The sequence below is a fragment of the Brakhagea baltica genome (assembly GCF_052161605.1).
In the GTDB taxonomy this organism is placed as follows: Bacteria; Planctomycetota; Planctomycetia; order Pirellulales; family Pirellulaceae; genus JBKCUI01.
Genome location: NZ_CP197409.1, coordinates 2,405,658 through 2,431,438, shown reverse-complemented (window position 1 = coordinate 2,431,438; position 25,781 = coordinate 2,405,658). Strand labels below are relative to the sequence as shown.

The 25,781-nt window shown below is 50.0% G+C and carries 13 protein-coding genes; 6 read left to right on the top strand and 7 right to left on the bottom strand.

The annotated features are described in order from the left end of the window. Positions 1-24: 24 nt before the first annotated feature. Together SH449x_RS08910 and uvrA are read left to right on the top strand one after the other, a co-directional pair. Positions 25-1,095, top strand: coding sequence for an NAD(P)/FAD-dependent oxidoreductase (locus SH449x_RS08910; protein WP_482380988.1), 1,071 nt, complete (start codon positions 25-27; stop codon positions 1,093-1,095). Between the two features lie 9 nt (positions 1,096-1,104). Continuing rightward, positions 1,105-7,497, top strand: a complete 6,393-nt coding sequence (uvrA, locus tag SH449x_RS08905) for an excinuclease ABC subunit UvrA (protein WP_482380987.1) — start codon at positions 1,105-1,107, stop codon at positions 7,495-7,497. A gap of 106 nt (positions 7,498-7,603) precedes the next feature. Here the strand turns inward: uvrA and SH449x_RS08900 are convergent, their stop codons facing one another. After that, positions 7,604-8,485: a polyphosphate kinase 2 family protein gene (locus SH449x_RS08900; RefSeq protein ID WP_482380986.1), complete on the bottom strand. Its 882-nt coding sequence runs from the start codon at positions 8,483-8,485 to the stop codon at positions 7,604-7,606. Between the two features lie 171 nt (positions 8,486-8,656). Here SH449x_RS08900 and purQ point away from each other — a divergent pair, with 171 nt between their 5' ends. Then, the gene (purQ, locus tag SH449x_RS08895; RefSeq protein ID WP_482380985.1) at positions 8,657-9,442 is read left to right on the top strand and encodes a phosphoribosylformylglycinamidine synthase I; all 786 of its coding nucleotides are present in this window, start codon (positions 8,657-8,659) and stop codon (positions 9,440-9,442) included. Positions 9,443-9,489: 47 nt separating this feature from the next. Continuing rightward, entirely contained in the window at positions 9,490-10,353 is an 864-nt protein-coding gene (panC, locus tag SH449x_RS08890; protein ID WP_482380984.1) for a pantoate--beta-alanine ligase, read from the top strand. 972 nt (positions 10,354-11,325) lie between these two features. Here the strand turns inward: panC and SH449x_RS08885 are convergent. The 6 genes from SH449x_RS08885 to SH449x_RS08860 all read right to left on the bottom strand — a co-directional run bounded on the left by SH449x_RS08885 (position 11,326) and on the right by SH449x_RS08860 (position 21,236). After that, positions 11,326-12,045, bottom strand: a complete 720-nt coding sequence (locus tag SH449x_RS08885) for an RHS repeat domain-containing protein (RefSeq protein ID WP_482380983.1) — start codon at positions 12,043-12,045, stop codon at positions 11,326-11,328. Between the two features lie 831 nt (positions 12,046-12,876). Further along, the gene (locus SH449x_RS08880; RefSeq protein WP_482380982.1) at positions 12,877-13,074 is read right to left on the bottom strand and encodes a hypothetical protein; all 198 of its coding nucleotides are present in this window, start codon (positions 13,072-13,074) and stop codon (positions 12,877-12,879) included. Between the two features lie 611 nt (positions 13,075-13,685). Beyond that, on the bottom strand, positions 13,686-15,638 hold the full coding sequence (locus SH449x_RS08875) for a hypothetical protein (RefSeq protein ID WP_482380981.1): 1,953 nt from the start codon (positions 15,636-15,638) through the stop codon (positions 13,686-13,688). An 11-nt stretch (positions 15,639-15,649) separates the two neighbouring features. Beyond that, complete coding sequence (locus SH449x_RS08870; RefSeq protein ID WP_482380980.1) at positions 15,650-16,831, bottom strand: hypothetical protein; 1,182 nt, start codon at positions 16,829-16,831, stop codon at positions 15,650-15,652. 83 nt (positions 16,832-16,914) lie between these two features. Next, positions 16,915-19,029: a hypothetical protein gene (locus SH449x_RS08865; RefSeq protein WP_482380979.1), complete on the bottom strand. Its 2,115-nt coding sequence runs from the start codon at positions 19,027-19,029 to the stop codon at positions 16,915-16,917. Further along, positions 19,026-21,236, bottom strand: a complete 2,211-nt coding sequence (locus tag SH449x_RS08860) for a S1C family serine protease (RefSeq protein ID WP_482380978.1) — start codon at positions 21,234-21,236, stop codon at positions 19,026-19,028. The genes SH449x_RS08865 and SH449x_RS08860 overlap by 4 nt, the downstream gene beginning before the upstream one ends. A 279-nt stretch (positions 21,237-21,515) precedes the next feature. Between SH449x_RS08860 and SH449x_RS08855 the strand changes: the two genes are divergently transcribed. Both SH449x_RS08855 and SH449x_RS08850 read left to right on the top strand, forming a co-directional pair. Continuing rightward, on the top strand, positions 21,516-23,066 hold the full coding sequence (locus SH449x_RS08855; RefSeq protein ID WP_482380977.1) for a hypothetical protein: 1,551 nt from the start codon (positions 21,516-21,518) through the stop codon (positions 23,064-23,066). A 3-nt stretch (positions 23,067-23,069) separates the two neighbouring features. Next, a complete protein-coding gene (locus SH449x_RS08850) occupies positions 23,070-25,760 on the top strand; it encodes a YncE family protein (RefSeq protein WP_482380976.1) in 2,691 nt (896 codons plus the stop codon). Positions 25,761-25,781: the final 21 nt, after the last annotated feature.

The window sequence follows — 25,781 nt, the reverse complement described above, 5'->3', positions numbered from 1 at the left end:
ATTCCAGTTTTTCCAGAGTTTTAAATGAGTAAAGTCGAAAAGTGCATCATCATCGGAAGTGGTCCCGCAGGCTGGTCCGCTGCCATCTACGCCGCTCGCGCCAACCTGGAACCTCTGCTTTTCGAAGGTGCGGCGACGGAGGAAAACCGCGTGATGGGACGGTATCCCATGGGGCAGTTGGCCCAAACCACTGAGGTCGAGAATTATGCTGGCTTCCCATCAGGCAAGCTAAAGGAATTCCTCGAGTCGGCGATTTCCCAAGACCGCCAGTATATGCTACCCCCGATCGAAGAGCATCCCCACGCGGTCACGGGGCCTGAGTTGATGGAGCTCATGCGACAACAAGCCATAAATTTCGGAACCCGCGTTATCAGCGACGATGTGGTAAGCGTCGATTTCAGTGGCCAGCCACTCGAGCTGACAACATCCGAAAACGGCGACTTCCAAACCCACACCGTCATTTTGGCGACGGGTGCCAGCGCCAATTATCTGGGGCTACCTAGCGAAGAAGTCTTCCGCAACAAAGGAGTGAGTGCTTGCGCGGTTTGCGATGGTGCACTGCCTCGGTTTCGCAACAAGCCTCTAGTCGTGGTCGGTGGTGGTGACTCTGCTGTCGAGGAAGCGAGCTACCTGACGAAGTATGCATCGAAGGTCTATATGGTCCTCCGACGAGGCGAGATGCGTGCTTCGAAGATCATGCAGGATCGCGCGTTATCGAACTCGAAAATCGAGTTGGTCAAGTTCTCCGTGGTCGAAGAAGTTCTCGGTGATGCTGACGACATTCGAGTTGGGGTGACTGGCGTTCGCGTCAAAAATGTCGATTCTGGCGAAACCTCGGTCATAGATACTTCCGGAGTGTTTTTGGCGATCGGACATACCCCCAATACCAAGTTCTTGGGGGGGCAAGTCGAAACGCATTCGAGCGGTTATGTCAAATGGACTCAACCCTACCGTACCATAACAAGCGTACCTGGTGTCTTCGCGGCTGGAGATGTTGCTGACGACTACTATCGACAAGCGATCACGTCAGCTGGCACTGGCTGTATGGCGGCTCTCGATGCGGAACGTTACCTCGGAGCTGCTGGGGTACACTAAATTCCGAATATGAAGGGTACCAAAGAACTCCCGATTGTCGTGCGTGGCGCTCGGGAGCACAACCTTCAAAACGTCAATCTAACGCTTGAGCGAAACCAACTCATCTGTTTTACCGGTGTATCCGGCAGCGGTAAAAGTTCGTTGGCTTTCGATACGCTCTATGCGGAGGGACAACGTCGCTATCTAGAGAGCTTGTCGACCTACGCGAGGCAGTTTGTCGGACAGCTGCCGAAGCCGGATGTCGATTATCTTTCCGGCCTAAGTCCTGCGATCTCGATCAGTCAGAAATCGACCGGCAACAATCCTCGGTCAACCGTTGGGACGATTACGGAGATCCACGACTTTTTGCGTGTTCTCTTTTCCCGCGTCGGAACGGGTTTCTGTCCCATCTGCAATGTAGAGATCTCTCCGCAAACACGCGACCAAATCGTTGAGCGGATCTTGCAGTTACCACCAGGGCGAGCGTACTCATTTTTGGCACCCGTCATTCGTGGGCAAAAGGGTGAGTATCGAGACCTCTTCGAAGACTGGCGAAAACAAGGGTTCAACAAAGCCCGAGTCGACGGAGAGCTTTTCCCGCTCGATGCTGTCCCCACTCTAGACCGCTATTCCAAGCACAACATCGAGTTGGTTATCGATCGCTTGGAACCCAATCTGGCGAGCCGAGAGCAAATCATGGAAGTGGTCGACACGGCACTCCGGTTCGGTGAAGGAACAATCCTTTTAGCCCCATCGGAACTGCTCAATACAGCCGAATCGAAGCCAAAACAGACTTCTTCAAAAGTCGCTGGGAAAAAGTCTGTCACTTCCACAACTGCGAAAAAGAAAAAAGCAACCAAAAAGAAATCGAGCAAGGCAACAGCCCAAGAATCGGACAACGAATCAGATAACGAATCGGACGTAGCGTCAGAGGATGATATCAGCCCTGCCGCAGAGTCGGAGCAAAATTCGACAGCCGACATTGTCCTTTCTTCCCATTACGCTTGCGGCAAGTGTGGTTGTTCGTTCCAACCTCCTTCGCCGCAAATGCTTAGCTTTAACTCCCCTCAGGGGGCTTGCAAGACATGCGAGGGGCTGGGGGAATCGTTCTCGTTTGACCCAGGTCTGTTGGTAACGAATCCAAAGAAATCGATCCGTAACGGCGCAATCGAGTTGATCGGCAAACAAACGGAGATGACTCGCTGGTACCGTCGATCGATCGGTCTCTTCGCAGGTGTGATAGAGACTCGCGAGAGGATTCCCATCGGCCGTTTAATCTCTACACCTTGGGAGGATCTCGAAGAAAAAGAGCGACGCTGGATGCTTTACGGCTACCACGGAATGGCTGTGAAAGCCAAAGGGCGAGCTAGCCATGGCGAAGATTACAGCGGAATCATTCCTGAGTTGTTGGATGCGTACCGATCGGCCAAGAATCCGATAGCACGCCGGCAGTACGAAAAGTACATGCAGATTACGACTTGCGCGAGTTGCCAAGGAGCCCGTCTCAACGGACAAGCAAGATCGATTCGATTGCGAACTTCGGCGCAGCGATTTGCTAAAGAACCCTGGCTGTCGATCGATCGTTTCTCAGGCCTGACGGTTTCGGAATGTCGAGACTTCATGGCCTATTTGGAATTGAGCGAACTCAACGAAAAGATTGGGCACGAAGCGATCAAGGAAGTGAGAGCACGGCTACAATTTTTGGAGGATGTCGGGCTCGGATACCTGTCGCTCAACCGAACCGCACCGACCTTGTCGGGGGGCGAATCGCAACGCATTCGCTTGGCCAGTCAGATTGGATCAGGTTTGGTTGGTGTCATGTACGTGCTGGATGAACCGAGCATTGGTCTCCACCCCAGGGACAATGATCGGTTGCTGGCATCGTTGACCAGACTTCGCAATCTTGGCAACACGTTGATCGTGGTCGAGCATGACGAAGATACGATTCGCATCGCCGATAGCATTGTCGATTTTGGTCCTGGTCCGGGTGTCAAAGGTGGTCAGCTCATAGCAGCGGGCTCCATCGAGGACATTGCCAATCACCCTGAGAGCGTCACGGGTGGGTTTCTAAGCGGCCGTCGAACCATTCGCTCCCCCGAGGTGCGACGATCTGCGGATGGCAAAAGAATTGTGGTCAAAAATGCAGCTCACAACAACCTAAAAGGGGTCGAGGTTGAATTTCCGCTGGGGTGCTTTATCGCCGTGACAGGGGTAAGTGGGAGCGGTAAGAGCTCCTTGGTCTCCGATATTTTGTCTCCTGCATTGCGCAAGGTGCTTCACAATTCGGAACAAGAGCCAGGCAAACATGATTCTATCGAGGGGCTTGAGTTTATCGACAAGATTATCGATATCGATCAGAGTCCTATTGGTCGAACGCCCCGGAGCAATCCAGCCACCTATGTAAAAGTTTTCGACGTCATAAGGGATCTTTTCGCAGAGCTCCCGGAAGCCAAGCGACGAGGCTTTACCTCCAGCACGTTCAGTTTCAATACCGATGCCGGAAGATGTTCCGCATGCGAAGGGCACGGAGCAAGTCGCATCGACATGGAGGTGCTAGCCGATTTGTGGGTTCCCTGTGCCGCTTGCGAGGGAAAACGCTACTCACGGCCAGTGTTACAAGTTGAATTTAAAGGCAAATCGATTGCGGATTGTTTAGATCTTGATATTCAACAAGCCCTGGTTCACTTCGAAGCCTTTCCAAAAATTGTGGAGAAGCTTCGGACTCTCAGCAATGTCGGTCTCGATTATTTGAAGCTCGGGCAACCCTCACCGACCTTGTCCGGCGGTGAAGCGCAACGAATTAAGCTGTCGAAAGAGTTGAGTCGACGTTCGACTGGTAAGACGGTATTCGTATTGGATGAACCAACAACGGGGCTGCATTTTCACGACATAGATTTGCTGCTCGGAGTTTTGCAGAGCCTCGTGGATTTAGGTAACACCGTCATTGTTGTCGAGCACAATTTGGATCTCATTCAAGCGGCGGACTGGGTTATCGATCTAGGCCCCGAGGGTGGAGAGCAAGGGGGCCGGATCGTTTGCACGGGGACCCCAGAAGAGGTGGCTGCCAATCCAAAGTCCTATACGGGTATCGCCTTGGCGAAGTACTTTGAGAAACATCAATATGCGGTGACCTCCAAGAACGGTAAAGCCAAAAAGAAAACGTCTAAGGCCAAGACAAAAAACGGGACTCAGCCACCGATTGCAGGCACGCTCGCTACGATCGACCCTGCAGAGCTGATGCAAGATATACATGTCGTAGGAGCAAAACAGCATAATCTTTGCGACGTGGACCTGGTGCTGCCTCGAAACCAAATGACGGTTTTTTGCGGTCATAGCGGGAGTGGTAAGTCTTCCTTGGCAATGGATACCATCTATGCGGAGGGGCAACGTAGATTTGTTGAAAGCCTCAGCCCTTACGTTCGGCAATTCGTTGGTCAGATGCCTAAAGCGGCAGTGGAAAGAGTTGATGGTCTAAGTCCAGCGATTGCCATCGAGCAACGTAATCTTTCTCACACGCCTCGCAGTACGGTGGGGACGGTCACGGAAATCTATGACTACTTGCGAGTCCTGTTCGCCCGAATGGGACAGATGCATTGCACCCAGTGTGATCAACCTGTAGGAACGCAGACCAGCGATGAAATCATCGACCGTATCTTGGAGCAAGCCAAAACCAAGTCGGGACGAGCCGTTCTGTTAGCCCCGGTGGCTTGGAACGGAACCACGAGTCAAGAACATTTTCTTCAGCAGTTTCAGCAGCAGGGATTTGTACGAGTCCGAATCAATGGCAAGACCCATGAGATCGATTCCGCGCCGACGATTCAAGCCAAGTCGCGCAACGACATTCAAATAGTAGTCGATCGTCTTCAGTGGGAGAAAATGGATCGCAAGAGACTCACCGACAGCGTGGCGACAGCATTGACGATTGGCAATGGAGTGCTACAAGTTGCGCATGCTGACGAGACTCTACCGGAAATGTTTTGGGATATCGAGACACACTCCCTCTTCCTAGCATGTAACAAATGCGGGATCTCGTTTCAGCCCCTCTCACCGCACAGCTATTCGTTCAATACGTCGATAGGCTGGTGCGAAACTTGCAAGGGGTTAGGCACGCAACAAGGAACCGATCCGAGCCTTGTCCTCGACATGGACAAGCCGCTGCGGGGCGGCGGTATCCTATTGTGGCCCAACTTGAACATACCTTTGTCTCGAGCCATGCTGCGGGCGTTGTGTCGCGAAACAGGTATTGACTGGGATATTCCGGTTGGTGAACTCCCCTTCAGTAAACGTTCCCTATTGCTTTGTGGTTTGCCAAATCGGATGATCCGCGTCCTGCGTATGGATCTCGAAGCAGAGGGAGCGGAAGAATCAGAGTTGCGAGGATTAGAGAACGAACGGTCTGTTTACTTCTCGTTCGAGTATAAGGGATGCTTCGAAGCCTTGGATCGAGATCAATCCAGTTTGGCTGGGATGAGGCAAAACAGATCCGTCTTGTGGATGCGCGAGGGGCCCTGCCCTGCATGCAGTGGTTCTCGTGTGCGACCGGAAGCAGCCTTCACTCGCTTTCGAGACCATACCATCATCGATATTGTCCACCGCCCCATCGGAGAACTTTGGGAAATGGTCGAGGGGTGGAAATTGACAGCCCGGGAGAAGAAGATCGCAGGCGAGCTCCATCGAGAGATTTCTCAGCGACTAAAGTTCTTAGTGGATGTCGGGCTTGAATACTTAACCCTCGATCGACCTGCGAACACGCTCAGTGGCGGAGAGTCGCAGCGAATTCGCTTGGCGAGTCAACTCGGTAGCGGCTTGAGCGGCGTGCTCTACGTATTGGACGAACCAACCATTGGGCTTCATCCACGCGACAACCAACGGCTTATTCGTGCCATCAAATCGTTGCGAGATCTCGGCAATACTCTGCTGGTCGTCGAACACGATCGAGACGTCATCGAGAGTAGCGATTTGCTGTGCGATTTCGGGCCTGGTTCGGGAATCCTCGGAGGTCGAATCGTTGCCAAGGGTACGCCAGCCGAGATTGAGCAGGATCCGAATTCTGTGACCGGTCCGTTCCTGAGTGGACGACGCTTGATCAACACCGCAGTGCACCCAAGAATCCAGTTCGATGATGAGCTGGCCACTGAGGCCATGCGCAGCGATTGGACAGACTGCGCAAAGCCGGCTAAAGGGTGGATACGAATCCTGGGAGCCCACGAGAATTCACTGAAGAACATTGATGTTTCGATACCGCTGGGCTGTTTTTGCGTTGTTACGGGCCCGAGTGGAAGTGGAAAAAGTACCCTCATCAACAACATCCTTTACCGGTCCCTCTGCAATCATTTCTTCAAGAGCGAAGGTATGCCGGGATTGCACCGCGCGGTGGAGGGCAGGAATCTGGTCAACAAAGTCTTGCGGGTCGATCAATCGCCGCTAGGTATGTCGCCGTCGAGTAACCCTGCGACTTACATCGGGGTGTTTGACCACATAAGAGATTGGTTCTCACGCTTGCCGGAAGCCAAATCGCGTGGGATGCGACCTAGTCATTTTAGTTTTAATGTCCCGAACGGTCGTTGCGAGAAATGCGAGGGAATGGGGCAAATTTGCATACCTATGCATTTTCTGCCAGATGTTTGGATTGAGTGCGATGCGTGTCAAGGCAAGCGGTTCACCGAAGAGGTCTTGGCTGTCAAGTATCGCGGTAAGAGCATCAGCGACATCCTCACTATGTCGATCAGCGAGGTCAGGGAGTTGTTGTGTGAGGTGCCGCGTGTCGAGAAGATGCTAGGTGTTCTTTGCGATGTGGGGCTCGATTATTTGGCATTGGGGCAGAGTGCACCGACGTTGAGTGGTGGAGAAGCTCAACGAGTCAAGCTTGCTGCTGAGTTGTGTCGCCCCGCTACGGGCAACACGATCTATCTATTCGATGAGCCCACCACCGGGCTCCACTTTGACGACATTCAGAAGTTGTTGAATGTATTTCAATCGTTGGTTGATCGAGGAAATTCTGTCGTGGTGATTGAGCATAATTTAGACGTTATTAAGACTGCCGACTGGGTAATCGACATGGGACCGGAAGCGGGCGAAGCGGGAGGGCAAGTCGTGTTCGCGGGGCCCACCAAAAAGCTGATTGAGTACGCACACCACTATCGATATCGCTCTTCCCCCCAGGATTCGCTCAAGGTTGCTGAGCCAGCCAAGAAAGCTAAAGCCAAATCGAAGGGGAAAAAGGACGAGAATACAGCCGTGACAATTCCGATTCCTATGGAACAGCCGATGCACCGAAGTTACACCGGCGAAGCCTTAGCTGCGTTCGTAGCACAATCGACCTTGAGAGTTGATACCGGAGATGGTGGCAAGGTTAAGCCTGCTGCACCATCTCGAAATCGGACCAAATCTACCGTCAAAGCAAAGTCGAAGAGGAGTAGTTAAGCCCGGACTATTCATGTTGACCGTGACAAATCGCTATGCGATGCCGCTACAATACAGCACGCCGGAGATGCATCAATTGGTCATTGGGTTCGAGAAAACCCATGCCCTAAATGTCCTTTTTTAGCTCTTCAATGTAGCCTTGGAACTCTTCTTGTTGCGATTCCGACACGACAGGAAATTGCAAGTTCAAGGATTCGAGCTCGCTGGAAATGATGTCAGCGATCGCAGCTCGCGTATACCACTTATTATCCGCTGGGATGACGAACCACGGTGCGTGTTTCGTACTCGTGGCTGAGATGGCCTCTTCAAATGCGACCCGGTAGTCGAGCCAGTGCTTTCGCTCCTCGATATCCCGTGGATTGAATTTCCAAGCTTTCTCGGGGGTGAGCAATCGGTCGAGTAACCGCTTTTGCTGTTCCTCTCGAGAGACATGCAGAAAGAATTTGAGAATCGTCGTTCCGCTGTCCACGAGCGTTTTTTCAAAGTTGTTGATCTCGTGAAATCGAGTCTTCCAAAGGTCGTCGAGTTTTTTCACGGGCGGCAGCTTTTGAGGCTCGAGCAGGTCCGGATGAACCCGCACGACAAGCGTCTCTTCATAGTAGGAGCGATTAAAAATGGAAATCATTCCCCGCGCGGGCAAGAATCGCATCGGTCGCCATAGAAAATGGTGCAGTAACTCCTCTTTGCTTGGGGGACCAAAGCTAAACACTCGGCACCCCTGCGGATTCACTCCCCTCATCACGTGCCGTACCGTCCCGTCTTTGCCAGACGCATCGATTCCTTGAAGAATGATCAGTACCGAGCGGCTTCCCTCGGCAAACAGAAGTTCCTGGGCTTCGGTTAAAAATTCATTGTCGGCTGCCAGGGCTTCGACTGATTGTTTTTTGCTGAGAAAATCCCTGTCCGCCTTGGTTGAGATTTTGCTCAAATCGACCGAGCTGCCTTCTTGGACCCGAAATACAGAAGCATCAAACTGATGGTCTTTCATCGCGATTTATCCCTTGTCACGTGGAAAAATGATGACCTTGTATCATCACCTCCGCTCATGGTACCGGATATAAGCACTTGGCGGGAACAGGGGGCAAGTTAGAATCGCAATCTAGCGTGTAAACATGCCTTTATTATCGTCACCGATTTTTCGTCGAAAGAACCAGCAGGAATGGCTAAACCCCGCGTTCTCGTACTCCGAGCTCCAGGCACCAATTGCGATGTGGAAACATCCTACGCGTTCGAGCTTGCCGGGGCAGAACCAGTTCGATTGCACATCAACCAACTGATTGAAAATCCGGCCTTGGCGTCGACCTTCCAGATGCTTTGCTTTCCGGGAGGCTTTAGCTACGGCGACGATATCGCTGCTGGCCGAATTTTAGCGACCCAGATTCAAACTTTCCTCGGTGAGATGCTGGAGTCTTTTCGAAACGATGATCGCTTGGTGCTCGGAATCTGCAACGGTTTCCAGATTATGATGCGGCTCGGGATTTTCTTTGATGAATCCGAGTCGACTCCGCCAGCAACTTTGGCTTGGAATGCACAAGGAAGATTCGAAGACCGTTGGGTCCATCTTAAGCCAACTAGCGATCGATGCGTTTTTCTCCGAGACATCGACCAAATCTATCTTCCTATGGCTCACGCTGAGGGGCGATTCTTGTTCCGAGATGAAGCAAGCCGCCGGAGCTTGAACGATCAGGGGCAATTGGCCATTCGCTATTGCTCGCCTGAGGGGGAAACCAGCGAAGACATATTGAGCTTCCCAACCAATCCGAATGGCGCGGAGGGTAATATAGCAGGAATCTGTGACTCCACAGGCAGGATCTTTGGTTTGATGCCTCACCCCGAGAGGCACTTGTTCCCCACCAATCACCCGCAATGGACTCGTCGCGACACACAACCTGAGTTCGGAGAGGGATTGAAACTGTTCCAAAACGCGGTGGCTTATTTCGCGTAATGCGTGCCTCCTAGTAAGCTTGATAGCACACGAAAGCGCAAATTTACATGCGTGTCATCCATTCCCCATTAGAAATCTATTCGCTGATCGACTTTGAACGGCATGAGAATAGGCTTGTCGGGCTTGTCCCCACGATGGGAGCACTCCACGAGGGGCATCTCTCGCTCGTTAGCCGGGCCAAACAAGATTGCGAGGTGGCTGTCGCTACGATCTTCGTAAATCCGACACAATTTGGACCGAATGAAGATTTCTCCAAGTATCCTCGCACCCTTGAGTCGGATTTGGAAAAGCTTTCTCGGGTTGGGTGCGACTATGTGTTCGTTCCGGCAGCTGATGAAATCTATCGAGCAGGGCACTCTACCTATATCGAGCCACCCCAAGTAGCCAAACTCTGGGAGGGGGAGATTCGACCCGGACATTTTCGAGGTGTTTCGACCATTGTGCACAAGCTCTTCATGATGGTCCCGGCCCACATCGCCTACTTTGGTAGAAAGGATTATCAGCAAGTCGCGGTGATTCGAGCCATGGTCGAGGATCTGAATTTGCCTATTCGCATCGAAACATGCGATACCATCCGCGAATCAGACGGACTCGCCATGAGTAGCCGTAATCGATATCTGAGCCCCGAGGAGCGACAGCGTGCTTTGAGTTTGTCGAGAGCGTTAAACAAAGCCCAAGAACTGGTAGCTGGCGGCGAACGGGATGCAGGCGCAATTGAATCGGCCATGATCGAACAGCTACAAGCTGGGCCTGTCGACAAAATCGATTATGCGAAGGTGATCGATGCCGAAACTCTCGAGCCTGTTTCCCTCATTCAAAGCCTGTCGGTCGCCATCCTCGCCGCAAGGCTGGGTGCAACACGTCTGATCGACAACTCCGTTTTAATACCGAATCGCCCGGAAGAATCGTAGAGATTTTCTTCTGTCAGGCCATGGGAAGTTACAGCATTCATTCTCCCTTCGAGGTAGAGTCGAGCGAAGCGAGGAGAGGGTGAAAGGCACGGCATCGCATAAAGGCTCCGGCTGGTCAGCGATCCTAAAACCCCCTCCCCTCCTGATCGTAAACTCCACTCTGGTCCTCCCAAATTCTTCGGGAGGGTGAGTAGGAAGGCAACTCACGCTGGAGGACTGTTGGTTCACGAGCCAAGAGTTCGCCTCGATCAGTGAGCTTGAGATTGGTGAAACGATCACCTGCTCACAATTGGAGCGTTCGTGCACTCGCGTGAGTAGCTTTGAGCTATCGAGAAAGTCTCCATTCCGACCTTGTGTCGGTGGGGCGATGACTAACAGGCTAGCAGCATCCGCCCATTATATCCCTTCCCCTTCCGTCTCGCCGCAGGCGAGACGGAAGGGGGACGAGAGTGCGTCGTGTCTAGCTTGTTAGTCGTGCTTCAACTGAGTGAACTCAGTGGAGAGCAACTGACCGAATTCTGTGCAGCAATGTGCTCGAAAGTAGTATCTCATGGCTTGCTTGAGCCCCGATCGGAACGATAGGAAATTCAAAACACCGTTGGAGATCCTATAAGGAAAAGATTGGCTTTCTTTCAAACTTCCCACTTTACCCTTCAAACTTCTTCCGCCGCTTTGGGCGGCAGCATTACTGACTGGGTCTATCTCTTATTCTGTGTGCGTCTTTCTTGGAATTTTTCTGTCCTTAGAAGATTCCAAATAAAGAAAGCAACCAGCAACGCGCCGGATACATTTCCCACCTGATCTCCTGAAAGGAGTCCCACAAGTCGCCCAAGAATGCATGCGACGATCGACGTAACTAGCATTGTTGAGTAAATAAAGATTCGATTATGGATCGGTGCATCTCCTACAAATATTTCTACAAGCAATGTTTTCCAAATAAACTAAGGTTAGGCATGCGGCCATACATTTCGGCTACCCTACTGTAGTGAAGATGCACCCTCCCGCACAAGCACCGGCCTGGATGAATTCAGCGTCCGAGCATACTTGCTCACATGCACTCTTTGAGCAAGGGATTTCTGGCCCTTCACCGTCAGGGCCAGCAGAAGTTACCTTTACAAATGTCCCAATACGTGTCAGGGTACACTTACCGCCCACGAGGGTACCCAGCTCATCACGCCCCAGCGCTTCACACCAATCCTGGCAACAACGCTGGCCTGATACCTGGCAATCAATTGTGCCACTCTCTTCATGACTCTCAGTAATCCTTCCACCATGTCCCTCAATACCACAACTGCAAGAACAATCAATCTCAATCATGCCTGATGGATCCAACATAGAAAACGGCTTCGCACGTACGTACCGGTACTTGTTGATAGACTGCATTGCTGAAATTGGATCTCTTCCCAAGAACCGACCCGCCAGCGGGCTCATCCATCTGGCACGGAAGTGATGGAGACCAACGGTCCCATCCCATTCACGACCTGTGTAGATATACCGATTACCAACCTCAGAACTCGTAAGCACAGTTCCGCTGGCGTTTAGAATCGTACGTTGACCATGCGCGGTGTAAGTCGTGGTCAGCGAGTCAATAAAATCCAACGAGGCCCGACCGCTTGGCACGAATACGGCAGGAGTCCTATTGGTGTAAGAACAGGCGGTCTCCAGTGCAAAGGGACTCGTTGCCTCATCCACTACAACAGCCCCTTTGTCTCATTGAGTTCAAGTCAAAACAATCAGCAGCAGGATTCAAAAAGGCAGAATGATGAAAGGCAAAATGATCTCAGGAATCTAGAGTGCGAATGTGGGGGCGTCCGTTCACGATCATCCCCGCCCTGAAGACCGCCTGCTCACCGCCCCTGTCATCATTCTGCCTTTCATCATTATGCCTTTGTACCGTGTTCGGCTCCTACGCAATTTCGAGTCGAGCGCCGAATTGGAGAGGGGGCAACCGCACAGCATCGCATAACGGTTCCGACCGGTTAGCCCTACCTAAAGCACCCTCCCCTCGTGATCGTTCCTCCACTCGCCCCTCCCGAATTCTTCGGGAGGGTGAATAAGGCGGCAACTCACGCTGGAGGACTGGTGGTTCACGAGCCAAGAATTCGCTTCGATCAGTGAGCTCGAAGTTGGCGAAATGATCACCTGCTCACAATTGGAGTGTTCGTGCACTCGCGTGAGTAGCTTTGATCTGTCGATGGGGTCGGTGTCGCACAAAGATGGTTGTCGAGGTAGGTCTTGGTGGAGGTGAGAAAATTACCGCTGGAGGAGTGTTGCTTGACCTTGGTAACGCGGTTGTGGTAGTCGCAGGTGTATTCGAGAAACGAAAAAGGGACGGGGGGGCAGGAACCGTGTCGTTGGCGCTGCCGACATTTGGTTCCTACGGATCGAAGAGAGTTGCGAATCATGGATAGCGACATCCCTATTGACGCCGACAGTAGCTCTGTTAAGGACGGCAGTGTTGGTACCCCAAGTACAGTTGGTTAGGTTAGTCTCTGTATAGCTTGCGGTAGTACTTGATCAATTCTAACGCGTAGCGTTTGGCCGTAGTGAGATCGCAGCGCTTCCATCCTTGAATCGCGTAAACTGGGCCACATCGCCAGTCTTCTCAAGGATCTCATGAGCCCACTCATTTTTGATAATTCTTGTGTTGATGCGCCGACGACTCGACAATCGCGCAAGTACCGAATCGGGAATGATCTCGCCGTCTCTGAATCCTTTCATCTCATCACTCAACCATTATCCACTGTTTGGAATCTCAAGTCTACCATCTTGTTCGGCGATATGCTTCGCGATCTTGGGCAATTTCGCCGCTCCTACGACCTAGTGGGCATCTTTTGTCTTGTCGACTGTATTGGCAATGGTTTTGGTTCTCGACACGGCCGGTAATGGGCTGTCCCAGAACCCTAAAATCCAATAGCCCCAAAAGTAAGCGACGGAGGGGGCTTGCCTCTCTACCTCCATACCCGCTTGGATTGCTGGTAGCCATCGATACTTGGTATTCGTCCGACATGAGTCAAATCGCGGCTTTTTGAGAGCGTAGGGGTTGTAGGTGCTGGACGGTGGACCGCCGGAACCGCTGGTGGCGGCTAGGAGTTCCTGGGATACGGTGCGTGGGATCTTCTTTACTAACTCGCCGTACGCATCATCTTCAAAGAGTTGGAATTTCGAAGTAGGCGGTAGCCGAAGTCATCTTGCCCCGATGATTCCAAGTGTAGATTTCGTACGATCCATCCGACTTGCGCGTCCGCTGGATCAGAGAACCATTATCGTCGTAAAGATTATAAAAGTCCAGATCGGCCAAGAGGCTCGGGATCCAGCATTAAGTGACACCGCTAAGGAGATACAGTTTTCACTAGAAGTGCGTGGATGGCTTCATTTTGCTTGAAGATCGAAGTCAAACGGACCAATAACTCGCGATTGTCTCGAACTACCTTAGGATTTGTTAGAAGGATTTGGAGTATGTCTGGACGGGCGTCATCGCACGCCTTTTGGATCATGTTACCTGTGGGTAAGAAGCCCTCGACTGCAAGACGATTGATTAATTGAGGATGACTCCATGCCGCGAGATACAAACCGTCAGGGTTGTTCGATAACTGGTTCCAAGCGATCGAGGCCATTTTGTCGGATGGAGTTGATTGATGCTTTTCCAGAAAATCGATTTTGAGACGCCGAAGAACCTCGATGGCCATACTCTCGTCCCCAGATATCAGGGCACGCTTTATCAGTGCCTTCAAGTTTCTGTCGACGATTTGCGCAACTTCTTCGATTTCGCACGCCTCGCGGAAGCTCATGCCACTTGTAAGCAATGAAGCAATAAATTTTTCCCCTTGGTCCAGAGAGTTTCGGGCGGTTTGGCGTGACACTAGCTTAGCAGCAAGCACGAATCGAACGTGATCGGAGCGAAAATCCTTATCGCCGATCAAACCTGATAAGTCGGCGGTAGATTGATCACCGAGCTTTTCAACGAAGACTTGCGCAAATTCCAATTTGGATCGACGCAATACATGCTCTACGGCCGAGTGTGGAATTAACGGCTCATCGTCCTGTAGCCAGCGGTCTTCGTCCCATGGCCAGACTTGTGGTCTTCTGGCAAATACGGCTATTGCCGTTCCACTATCCTCGAACACTTCTTCGAGGAGCTCTTCATCCTCATTAAGACAAGCCTGAAAGAATAAATACTCCTCGGATATTTTCATTTTGGTGGTCAATGGAACTCCCCATCGACGTAGGAGTTCTACCCCATAGAAACACTGTGCTTGAAACAAAACTTCGATCGCAGTCTGCTGATTCTGCACCGGTAATTGGATCAGCTCAGGCTGCTGTTTTGCGAGTTGATAAAAATTACGAATACGACGATTCTTTGCCAAATCAACAACGGCCTTTTGCCAGGACAATTCCAAGAATGCACGGTTCGCTTCAGGAGAAAAAGACTCGGATGCACCGGGCACTAGTTCATTCAAAGCCCAGCATTCCTCAGCAGTCAGGCTCTCCAAAACCTTAGGTTGTCGCATCAAATACCTAGCACGATCAGCCCGCTTGGTCATGATAGAAGACTTGAGATATTGGGTTAGATCAAAGGTTGACACATACGGCAGGAGTGGGACTAAAGGACTTATATCTTTTTCTGAAATTGTTCTCCTAAAACATTCGATTGCCATCCCGGCACGATAAGGCTCTTGGAAACTAGTAATGAGCTCGTTCCATACATAACGATCTTCAGTAGGCAACTCAGAATAGTATCGGCCTACATCAAGCCCGTTTACCATCCCGTTCGACAGCTTCAGTAAATCTATTCCAAAATCCTTTCGCTTCGCAAACCAACGCGCAGCTTCATTAGAGGGAAGGGAAAAACCCGCATCGAGTAGCGTTCTTATTATCTGTTGTCCTGCATTGTTGGTGAAAGCATACGAAAGCAGGGGGGATTCGTCTGCTGCATCAGAATAAGGTACCTTTTTTAAGATCGGCCCAACCAATTCGTCGCAGTCATTTTTGATAGCCGATTCCAGCAAACGACGTATAACTTTTCGGTCCTCGGAATGCGTAAGTAAGATCGACTGCGTTCTTTCCCAGTCGCAAGCAAGCGTTGCGCTTTGGATTGCTTGGTCAACTTTTTGCTGTTTCTCATAATCTTGCGCCCGCGAAAGCTCTTCATTTTGGAGAGAGGCTGCCTGCCGACGAATCCCGATTTCACGAATAAGGTAGACAGCCCCAAGGGATAGCATGATCGACAGCAAAACGAAGAGGTTCGCTTTAGTTGACGTTTTCGACTTGTCCGTACTAGCCATGAATCTACCTGTTATTCGATGAAGATGACTCGATCTTTTCCCACGCATGCAACGCATCGATGCACGGGATTTACGGCCATATGCAGGATTGGAAAAGGGGTGCCGGGCAATTCAAAAGGTTCCAGTAATATCTGACTAGGCTCCTTATTCGGTACTATCCTCCAGAATGACCCATCGTTCGCGGATACAAAAATGGACTTGTGCAATGGTGAGTATGCAGCAGCGATTGCCGGACAATTCAGATCCAATTCAGACATAACGCTCAGTCCGCTATTAGGTGAAACAACAGTAAGTTTCGTACCGCTTGTCTTTTTCTTTTCGTTCCATTTGAGCATGACGATCAGTTTCCCCGACTCGTTGAGAAAGACCGATTCTCGCCAGGAATGGTCGGAGTCATTGGTGGGTTTGTCTAATTTTCCAAGGCGTTCTAAGCCCGGTTTCAGACGGAAGAAGTGGTGGGATTCTTTATCCTCAACATGCAACAATCCTCCATGAGTTGACATGGAAAACGACGAAAATAAACCAACATCAAGGTCTGCTATCTTTGTTGGTGGCTCATTCAAATTCGTGAAATGTTGCAGCTTTTGTATTGTCGCCGCCCTTGATAGTTGGAAGTAGCCAGGGTGTTCGGTTGTGGAAACAATCGAATACAGGTCTGCCGCTGATATTCCTTGGTTGGATTGGTTCGCTTGAAACGAAAAATCGGTCTGAATACGTGCTTTCAAGGAAAAGAAGATTGCCTCCTCTGAGGCTATCCTAATCGCTTTCATTCCCGATTGGAACTCGATCATTCTGTTCACTGTCATTTCCGGATACGAGAAGCAGGCAATGGTCCGGTTGTGTCCAAAGAAAAAAAGATTGCCATCGCCGGACCAACTCATGAATCCTGACAAGGGAATTCGCTGGTCATTTTTCTCAGCAAGTACGAAATCGAATGGAGGAAAGAATCGCCGCATAGAGAAACCACCAATCGTGATCGATTCCGAGGCATAGGAGGAATCAATCTTATGATCTACGGGTACCAAGATCGAATCTACATCTTTCTGATTAAACGATTCGCTACGAGGACGTTCTTGTTGAGCTTTTGCGACTCCGTCATCAAAAAGTGTAGCAGCAATCATGCCGCACAGGATAGACGCAAGTAGATTAAAGGTAGAATACACTGCGTTAATGCTACGAAAAATTACAATCATCAAAGAGAATCCTGTGGGGTTTCATTCGAATATCCTGCGTTCTGGAGTCATTTTTCTAGTGCCATGAACAACCAGATCCTATTTTAATCGGACTGTCCAAACGCTTGGAAGGTGTTGGCCAAATCCAATTTTTCGTTTCGGACCGACCATCGGTAGGAATTTTGGATTGCGTCTGAGTATTTTCTGCACCAATCCCTGTTCGCGAGTAACACGCGTAGCGAATCAAGTCGCTCTGATTTGACAATCAAATCGAGACAATCAATCGAAACGGGGACCCCTTCGTTCATCAAATGTTCAAGCACACTAGCGTTCTTAATCGCCTCGACAACAAGCGGCTTGAATGCGGCCTCGATAGCGTTCGTCTTTTCTAACATGACGAGCGTGCGAAGCTCTGGATTTGTGGGTTGGTTGATTCTGCTCTCATAAAAGGAGTGTTTCAATAGTACAAAGCTAGTAGCGAAATCCACGTCAGCATCTAGCTCTCTCGATATTCTTAAGTCAAATACGAGCCAGTAGAGATCAAATGCCTCTAGTATTCGCGTCAGGTCGCCTGCTCGCGCGAGAGAAACTAACGCAGTAGCAAACGATTCGAAATAAAGCTTTTGCGATTCACGGTCTCTCAGTATTAAGTCACGTAGAACATCAGGTTGATGATTCAAAATGATGGTAAATAGACGAGAATCTAGTTTCTGGCTGAGCAAAATGTTTCTGGCTATGTCTGGGCGATTTTGGTCGATCGCAAACTGTTGGATCGTTTTTAGGAAGGTTTCATCGAATGCATGGGAAGCTGCCCGCAGCTCGAGAAGCCGACGAAGTTTTGGTTCCGAGCCGCGCAGGATCGCATGGAAAAAAGGGTTGTAGGGTTCCACGTCTCCATCAATATTCGGTAGCCACCGTACTTTACTGCTTGCGGGATTACTCAAGAACTTATTTAGCTCCTGGTCACTGAACTGTTCGTCGAATTCGATGTACAGGAACGTAGCAGCGGCGGCTGGGATCGGTCTCTTGAAGGTAGTGCCCCCGTGTTCCACCAGCCACTGAGCCAAATCTAAACGACCAAAACTTAATGCAAAGGTCAGCGCGTTTCCGCCATTGGAATCTTTGGTAATTGGCGTGTCAAAGTACGCTTGGCAAGTCGTCTTCCATTCTTGCATTTGGTCGTACACATTGCGAGACTTCTCCGTTTCGCCCGATGTATCGTTTACTTTGTTCTCGATGGCACTCTTTATAGACTGAACCCAAGCCTCTTCTGTGTTCAGTTTTGACCCTCGGGCCAATTCCCATAGCGCCGGCCATTTTCTTTCAATTTCAGCCGATCGAAACGGAAACAAATCCAGTTCCTCTAGCCCAACATCTTGAAGCTCCCCTGAAAATCGCGATTGGAGTAATGGTCTGTTCACCAAAGCAGAGAGCAATGCCAACTTTGCCTTATTAGTTGCGTCCTTGAGATTCGAAAACGGGAAAGCCGCTCCGCTCGGCTGGAACTGAGGCGACGATAAAAGACGACTCAAGTCATCGGCTGCGATAACTCTTATATCGTCCGGCAGTTTTGCCATCCATTCTATCCAGTAATCGAAGAAGTCCCCAGGGCGATCCGTGGCTACAAGTTTCTTCCAGAATGCCAATCGACCACTGGTGGGTAGCTCTGTCTCGATAACCTCACCAAGGTATTGAATATCCTCGAGCGTTGGTGCTCGAAAGGCACCAACGCCACCTATTCGTCGATAAAAACTTAATTCCGTCAGATTCAGAATTCCCTCGATGAGGTTTGGATCGCATCGATGCCCAGCGCGATGAAGCAACACCATAGCCGGTATGCTACTGTTCTTGATCGCCCTCTTGAGCACCTGCGAATTTGTGCGCACCTCACTTCTGACCGGGCTTCGTTTTATGATCAAACTGACCGATGCAATATCGCCACTAGCAATAGCCCTCATCAGTGCATCGTCCATGAGCTGTTGATTCTCTATGTGGGGGGGGCTCAGCAAGGAGTCAAGTTGGGACAGTTCAGCTCTGTCAATCGCTTTGAAGATCAATTCTTCCACAAGATCTAGAGATTGGTTCGTGGCAGGGGAATCGGATACCTTTGATGAAGGGGCGTTTTGTCCCGAACAACCAAGAAGCATCAGGATCGATGTAACGGCGGTTAGAAAAGTAGTGCCTTTCACGGACACATGGTCATTCCACTCGGAACTCATGGCCGAGCTCCCCAGTAAATCCCCCGTGACGTAAGAACGGCCAGCGTTTGAGAGTTCGGATGGGGGGAAATACATAGAACCTCTTGTTTGCCGTTTGGTAATCTGATTTCGGCCCATTGGTTTTGTGCTTCTTGAAACGAATGGAGTCTTCGGTCCTGGAGAGCAACTAGAACCCACATGTTGTCCCAAGCCACAGAAAATGACTGCACTACTGCACCATCCAGTCTTGTTTCCCAAACGGGCGATTCCCAAGCCAAAGTACTATACATTCTGAGTACATTGGATTTAGCCAGATCATCGTAATACATCATCACTGCCTTGTCTGCAGTCGGGCTCAACTCGATTCGGACCGATTGCCCTGATATTGGGGGCGGTAAACGAAAATTTGGAACTTGTGGAAGGACGCCGTTCTTTAACCGGTAAAAAACAATTTCGGGGCCATCGCCATATAGTACTTCTTTTTGGCGAACGAACTTTGTATCGGCTCCTGCTTCCAACCCATGAAATGGTTCCCAGACGTCCCGTGACTTTTCATCTTCGAAGTCCAGACGAAGACATCTCAATTGCTCATTGTGTGTTTCGAGCCAGACTAAATTGATAGTTGGTGAGGCCAACATCCGCGTGTGATCGGGTAGGTCGGTGATAGATTTCTCGACTCGCAGTTCGGTAGGAGAAACCAAAAACACCGAGCGTTTTTTTGGAGCGGAGACAACAACTCCTTGTTTGCAGATCGCCAATGACGTAGCAGGGTCGCCAAAGGATACTGATCGCAAGTCATCTCCCTCGGGATAGTTTATCCGATTCAAGGTTCCATTGCGTTCTAGCCAAAACAAATACCTTCCGTCAGCGGACCAGAGCAAGTTGGGTAAGACGTCGAGACCAACTACTGGAATTTTTCTAAATTCGATTCCGTTAATCATCAGGGGAGAGGTCGCGATCGAAGCTGACAGGATGCTAGTTGTCTTTGTTTGGCCAACGTGGAACGCGGTTTCTGGGCTTTCCCTTTCGACGATGGTGTCCTCCCAGTCGCTCGGTCCGGTTAAGGCAGATTTATAGCTCGGCCATGGGATCTCCTGTCCTTTTTCGTCGGGCACATCCTTCGACCGATTCAGTCGAAACGTCCCGTCGTCGAGTAAGTTTGTAATCTTCATTGGAGGTGAAACAAACTGAGAATCATCTTTTCGATTACAGACAATCTGGACGGTCGTGTTGGAAAAATCAGACGTGCCAGAGACAACGTTAGCAAATTGATCCGCCAGAAAGGACTCTTGGCTTCGAAAAAAGACACCCTGCCAATCAATTGGTAAGACACTTAAGCTAGGGAATATCGGCCAGGAATCCTTTTCCGAAAGAGTTGGAGCTAATCTTTCGATGTCTTGCGAGTTGATAACCCGAACTTCCGCCGACTTCAGCCGTCCATAAGGATCCGATAACAGGCCTCTCAAAACGTAACGATTTGTCCTTGATGAATCACCCGAAAGTCGAGCAACTCCGACGCATACGCCTGCACCGCGAACTCTGTCTAATAGCTTGTCTACCGTTTGCGCAAAGACGATACTCGTCGTTTCAATTTTGGCGGTGATAATTCCGATCACCATCCCATCGGAATTAAGAAGCGGTCCACCGCTGTTACCAGGATATGCACTAGCGTCAATTTGGATCGTGTTGGTTCGGGCAATGATTCGGCGTCTAAGGCTGGAGATCTTTCCGGTGCTTACGGTCACCTCTGGATTGGATTGCCTCTCCGTGCTAAGTCGGTTGCCCAATGGAAATCCCGCGAAGAAGACCGTTTGCAACTCCTCAAGTTTTTCGACTGCGGCAATTTCGAGTGGTTTTGGTAACCTTTCCGAACGAACTTGAATCAAGGCAATGTCTTCAATAGGATCGCAAGACATCAATTTTCCTTTCAACTTAAGTTCCGAACTCTGACCGTTGTGGAAAACGATTTCTAAATCTTTAGGGCATTGGTCTCCCATAACAACGTGAGCATTAGTCGCAATCAATCCGCCAGAATCCCATCTCTCGATCAAGAATCCCGACCCGCACTGATTGTCGGCCTTGATGAATACCGTGACCTCTTTGATGTGAGGTACATTGATTTCCTGAGCATGGCAATCCAAAGTCGCAGCAGACGCTATCCATACCAAGCAAAGGCATAGGGCGAACGACAACGCTGTCAGGCCAAGCGGCGGAAAGGATAAAGACACATTTGGCTCCCGTTTAGACCGGCATATTTGGCTACCCAGTCCCTGATTATAATGTCTTTAGATTAAGATTCCAAGCGGCTCTTGGGCACCCGTCTACCTCGGATGCAATTCGTTTATCTAAGACGAGACTGAAATGCTCTCTTTTCACCCTGGGCTGAATTCACAAAAAATTCTCGCGAACAGTTTAACGCTGTGATACATTACAACAGTCTAGGGTGGCGGATGTCCACAGCTTGATTGACCTAGCCACGCCGCGCCGAACCAACGAGCTAACTCCCCATGTGTAGACACTCATCAATAGCGGTCACAATCGCATTCGTTCTTGTTGCGAATATCGCGAGGTGTCAAGAGCCTGAAGAAGCCTCTGATGTTACCTTGGCCCCATCCATTACTCAAGAATTGGAAAAGAGGTTTAAGAATCCCGCGATCCTTCCAAAAGTGGAAGTCGTTGAATCAAAGCGAAAAGAATTGCCATCCAAGCTTCTTACCACCGAACAAGGAACGGCTTATCAATACGCAAGTAGTGCGGTTGAGCCGTTCCGCTTAGGCGACAAGCAGGTTTTGGATATGTGTCCGAGTCCAAATGGTAAATTCTTGTTTGTCATCATTCAAAATGAATCGACCATCCAGGTGCTCTCGACTGAAGACTTTCAACAAGTTGCAGAAGTTGTTTGCCCACGTTATCCCGTCAGTCTCTGGTGCGATTCCAGTCGCCTCGCAGTGGCTTGTGATGAATCTAAAGTGGTTACGTTTTTTGATGTCGACAGTCTGGAAGCAACCTTTGCGGCGACGGTCAAGAATTCTAACGATCTAGCTCCCAGTAGGATTGTCGGTCGAGCTCCCGACGGATCGCTGATCACGCTATGGAGGAGATCGGATACGTTTTATCAGGATGCAGAGCGACACGTGTATTTGATTGGCGAAAATCTAAATGCATCGTACCATGGATATGCTCCGATGGATTCGTGCTGTTTTCTTCGCGATGGTGCGGTTTTGACTTTTCAGGGCGAGTTGTTTCGTCCTAGCTATGGGCCCGTCTTTGTGCGTTCAGAAGTCATCGGAAATTTGCGCAAGGAAGCACGCCTCTTTCCATCAACGAAAACAGACCACGGAACCATATTCTTAGCACGAGACAGCGAGCTCTGTCTGTTGCCTCGATATGTATCCATTCCCGATAGAGCATTCGATGGTGATCAAACCGAGACCTTTGTTCTTAGCCAACGTTTGGATTCACAGTATGGTAGGCTCACGGGGCTCGCAATCCAAGAGTCCAATGGTATGCTGCTAACGGTGGAGACGCCTCGCATAAGACCCGGCCAATCTGCGCCAGACTTTAGTATCCATTTTTACGATGCAGTCACTATGGAATTACTTCGAATAGTCAGCTTTGGGAAAACGGATGACATTAGGTCGCTGCCTCGTTCTCATTTGGATTTCCGATATGTGCCGGGGCATGAAATGCTCTTTTTTAAAGCAAAAGTTCGAGATTCCAAGCAGTGGTGGTATGTTCGTTGTGGACCACTCCTGAAGTCGGCTGTTACTGGAGAGTCAAATGCTGCTGCAAGGTTGCGAACAACTCTACCAAGTCGCATTAAAGTTGGCACCAGATTCGAAGTGAAACTTGATATGGAGAATCTTCCATCGTCCAGTCGAGCAACATTCGTTCTTGTCGAAGGTCCTCCCGGTATGAAAGTAAGTACCGATTCTGGTTTACTCGTTTTCGTACCTAACGCTGTTAATGTTGGAGAGTGTCGAGCCGAGATCTCCTGTAAGGTTGACGGGCAACAAGTTCAGTTGAAACAATGGGTTTTCGAAGTCATCGAGGAATAGCTTATGTTGCGCAGAATGTGCCTTCACGTCTTGCTTACAACGGCCTGTATTTGGGGGGGACTACCTACAGTGCATGCCTTGCAAGGCACGACGGATTCGCCATCCAATGATCTTCGAAAACGGGTTGAAGATTCGATCCTATTCCGAGGGACTAATCCTGCATCCGCCGACATTGGCGTAATGATTTTCGAGGATATCGCGGTGTTTCATGGACTTGAGATCGCAAAAGAGCTGGAACGAAGTAAACGAAAACGTATGGAAGTGATACTGGCGAATCAACTCGGAAGCTCCCTCGGAAATTCACCAACCGTTGCGGCCCGAATCGTTTCCGCAGGAACAAGTTACAGCTCCGCCTTTGTAAATTTACTCGAACCCGAGAAGGTTGGATTGTTGCAGATCGAAGATGGTTCGCAACTCAAGAATGGTGATACTGTCTATTGCGTTCAGTTAAATGAAAACGCACAATTCGAATGGAAATCGGCGACGTTGAGTAAACTCCAACGGCATGTATCGGGTGAAATTTTAGGATTCTCTTTTGAGCAGCCATCTTCATCCAGGATCCGCCCATTACTCGTCGTCTCCACGACCGGTAAGCTTGTGGGGATGCGTTCACGATCTTCGGAAGGAAGCTTTGTACCATGCTCCGTGATTGAGCGTGAAGTTATTGGATTCGTTTCAAGCTTCGAATGCGTACCATCGGAATCGAACCAGAATGTCGTAACGATAAAGCTCACCTTGGCCGATCCCATCAAAAACGTGTCTTCCGTGCAGTTCGAGGCCTGGAAATCCTCCACCGACCAATCCGAGCGAGAACGGATACTCATACCTTTCGAGCGAAGAGAAGCTGATGGTGGCTTTGAAGCTAACGTCGATTTTCAAACGCTGTCATTAAAATCTCGAGATAGTACTTTGTCAGGGTATGTAATCATTAAAGGTAGTCGGGGAGAACGACAGGACGGCCCTTATCTTGTTTCCAGTGCAGGAATGCTGCGAAAAACGGAAAAGGCCAGCAAAAGGAAAGACGATGCTTCCGAAAGTTCCCCTGGGGTACGAGTGGATGTGGCGCAACTAAACCGAATTTCGCAGGGCCCTTACTCACAAAAGTTGGTCGCGACACTTGAGGCACGAATACACCAATACGCAGAGCAGCAAGCCAGAAAGCAAACGCCACAAGTTTCGCTCCCTACTCCGTTTTCTCCCAATTTCAAACAGGTCGAAAAGAAAGCTTCAGACTCCTCGTCACCTCCCTCAGAAACAATCTTTGTGCAAACGAGCTTTTTAACGCTAGGCGACGCTGAACCACTCCAGGCGGTTAGTCATCCGCATGGAACTCACGTGTTTTTAATCCAAGAGTCAGATCCTAACGTCTATGTTTTGAATACAACTGATTTTACGATTGAGCGAACTATCGCCGTCCCCCCGGATCCTGTTTCGATTTGGTGTGATGCCGATTCTTTGGTCGTCGCTTCCAACAAAAGTAGAGTCGTTACATTTATCGATTTGCATTCGGAGAAGAAAATGACTTCTTCCATCCGATCGATCTGGGATTCGGATGCGTCGAGCTTCGCCCCCAAACGTTTGCTTGGTCGCGGTCCCGATGGTAGCGTGATGTCTATTTGGGGGCATGACGAGTGGTCGATTGAGAGGCTCTATTTTCTTAAGCCGGATAGCTCCCCACTTCATGTTGCAACTGCAAGGGCCACGAACTACATCTTTCCTTTGGGGGCAGGACTTGCTATCGAGCAGAATGAAAAATCAAGTCCTCATGCTATTCCACGACTCGTTGCTATCAATTCCGGCAAATTCACCAGTTTGGACATTCTCCCGGAACTCGCTCGATTGGGGTTGGGAAAACATCAAGACCATGGTCGAGCCATTCTTACCGACGATAAGAAGAACGTTTTAATTCCTGTCTCCACTAAGAACAGAAATGCAAATGCCGGAAAGTCAGATTCATCCTCATACATGCATGAGACATTGCTTTTCTCAGGAGATCTTAAGTCCTACATTGCCACGATCCCTGGTATCATTTTTAACCACATCCCAGAGCATAACCTTTTTCTGTCAGCAGCAATAAAGCCCGGGAACACGGCCGAAGATTACTCCTGGGATGTTCTATACATCGAACGTCGTAGCAACAGGGTTCTCCGGACTATCCGATTCGAAAAATTCTATCTCGCGAGGGAGATCGGCCGGGGGATCGACGCTAACCAATTAACGGGCGAGTTGACTTACGTTCCAGGAAGAGAGGTTTTGCTTGTCCGGCAGTCGCTACGAGGAAAGCGAGGCTGGGTGATGATTCCCTGCGGAACCAACGAACAACTTGTGCAAATGGATACAGCATTGGTTGCTGAGCAGTCGTCGGACAACAACCCATTGCTGGAGGAATCGAAACCTCGGATACCAGCGAATTGGACCCCCACTCTAAGCCCAGATAGCAAACCACCAAATGTTGTAAAAGTAGGAGACGAGTTGCGATTCACGCCTGAAGTAACTCTTCGACAGGAGTGGAAAGCAAAGTTCGTTCTGGTGAGGAAGGTTCCTGGTATGACGATAAACGAAAACTCTGGCACGATTAGCTTCATCCCCAAGCAAGCGCAATTAGGGCTGTATGATGTCCGTATTGTCATCGAGATTGACGGTATCCAGTACCATTTGCTGGATTGGATCCTAAGGATCGAAGATCCAAAATAGTACCAAATGGTTCGAACTTTT

Excerpts from the sequence above, each read along its gene's own strand:
- SH449x_RS08910 (WP_482380988.1), top strand. The coding sequence starts at position 25 with ATGAGTAAAGTCGAAAAGTGCATCATCATCGGAAGTGGTCCCGCAGGC.
- uvrA (WP_482380987.1), top strand. The coding sequence starts at position 1,105 with ATGAAGGGTACCAAAGAACTCCCGATTGTCGTGCGTGGCGCTCGGGAG.
- SH449x_RS08900 (WP_482380986.1), bottom strand. The coding sequence starts at position 8,485 with ATGAAAGACCATCAGTTTGATGCTTCTGTATTTCGGGTCCAAGAAGGC.
- purQ (WP_482380985.1), top strand. The coding sequence starts at position 8,657 with ATGGCTAAACCCCGCGTTCTCGTACTCCGAGCTCCAGGCACCAATTGC.
- panC (WP_482380984.1), top strand. The coding sequence starts at position 9,490 with ATGCGTGTCATCCATTCCCCATTAGAAATCTATTCGCTGATCGACTTT.
- SH449x_RS08880 (WP_482380982.1), bottom strand. The coding sequence starts at position 13,074 with ATGAAAGGATTCAGAGACGGCGAGATCATTCCCGATTCGGTACTTGCG.
- SH449x_RS08875 (WP_482380981.1), bottom strand. The coding sequence starts at position 15,638 with ATGGCTAGTACGGACAAGTCGAAAACGTCAACTAAAGCGAACCTCTTC.
- SH449x_RS08870 (WP_482380980.1), bottom strand. The coding sequence starts at position 16,831 with ATGATTGTAATTTTTCGTAGCATTAACGCAGTGTATTCTACCTTTAAT.
- SH449x_RS08865 (WP_482380979.1), bottom strand. The coding sequence starts at position 19,029 with ATGAGTTCCGAGTGGAATGACCATGTGTCCGTGAAAGGCACTACTTTT.
- SH449x_RS08855 (WP_482380977.1), top strand. The coding sequence starts at position 21,516 with ATGTGTAGACACTCATCAATAGCGGTCACAATCGCATTCGTTCTTGTT.
- SH449x_RS08850 (WP_482380976.1), top strand. The coding sequence starts at position 23,070 with ATGTTGCGCAGAATGTGCCTTCACGTCTTGCTTACAACGGCCTGTATT.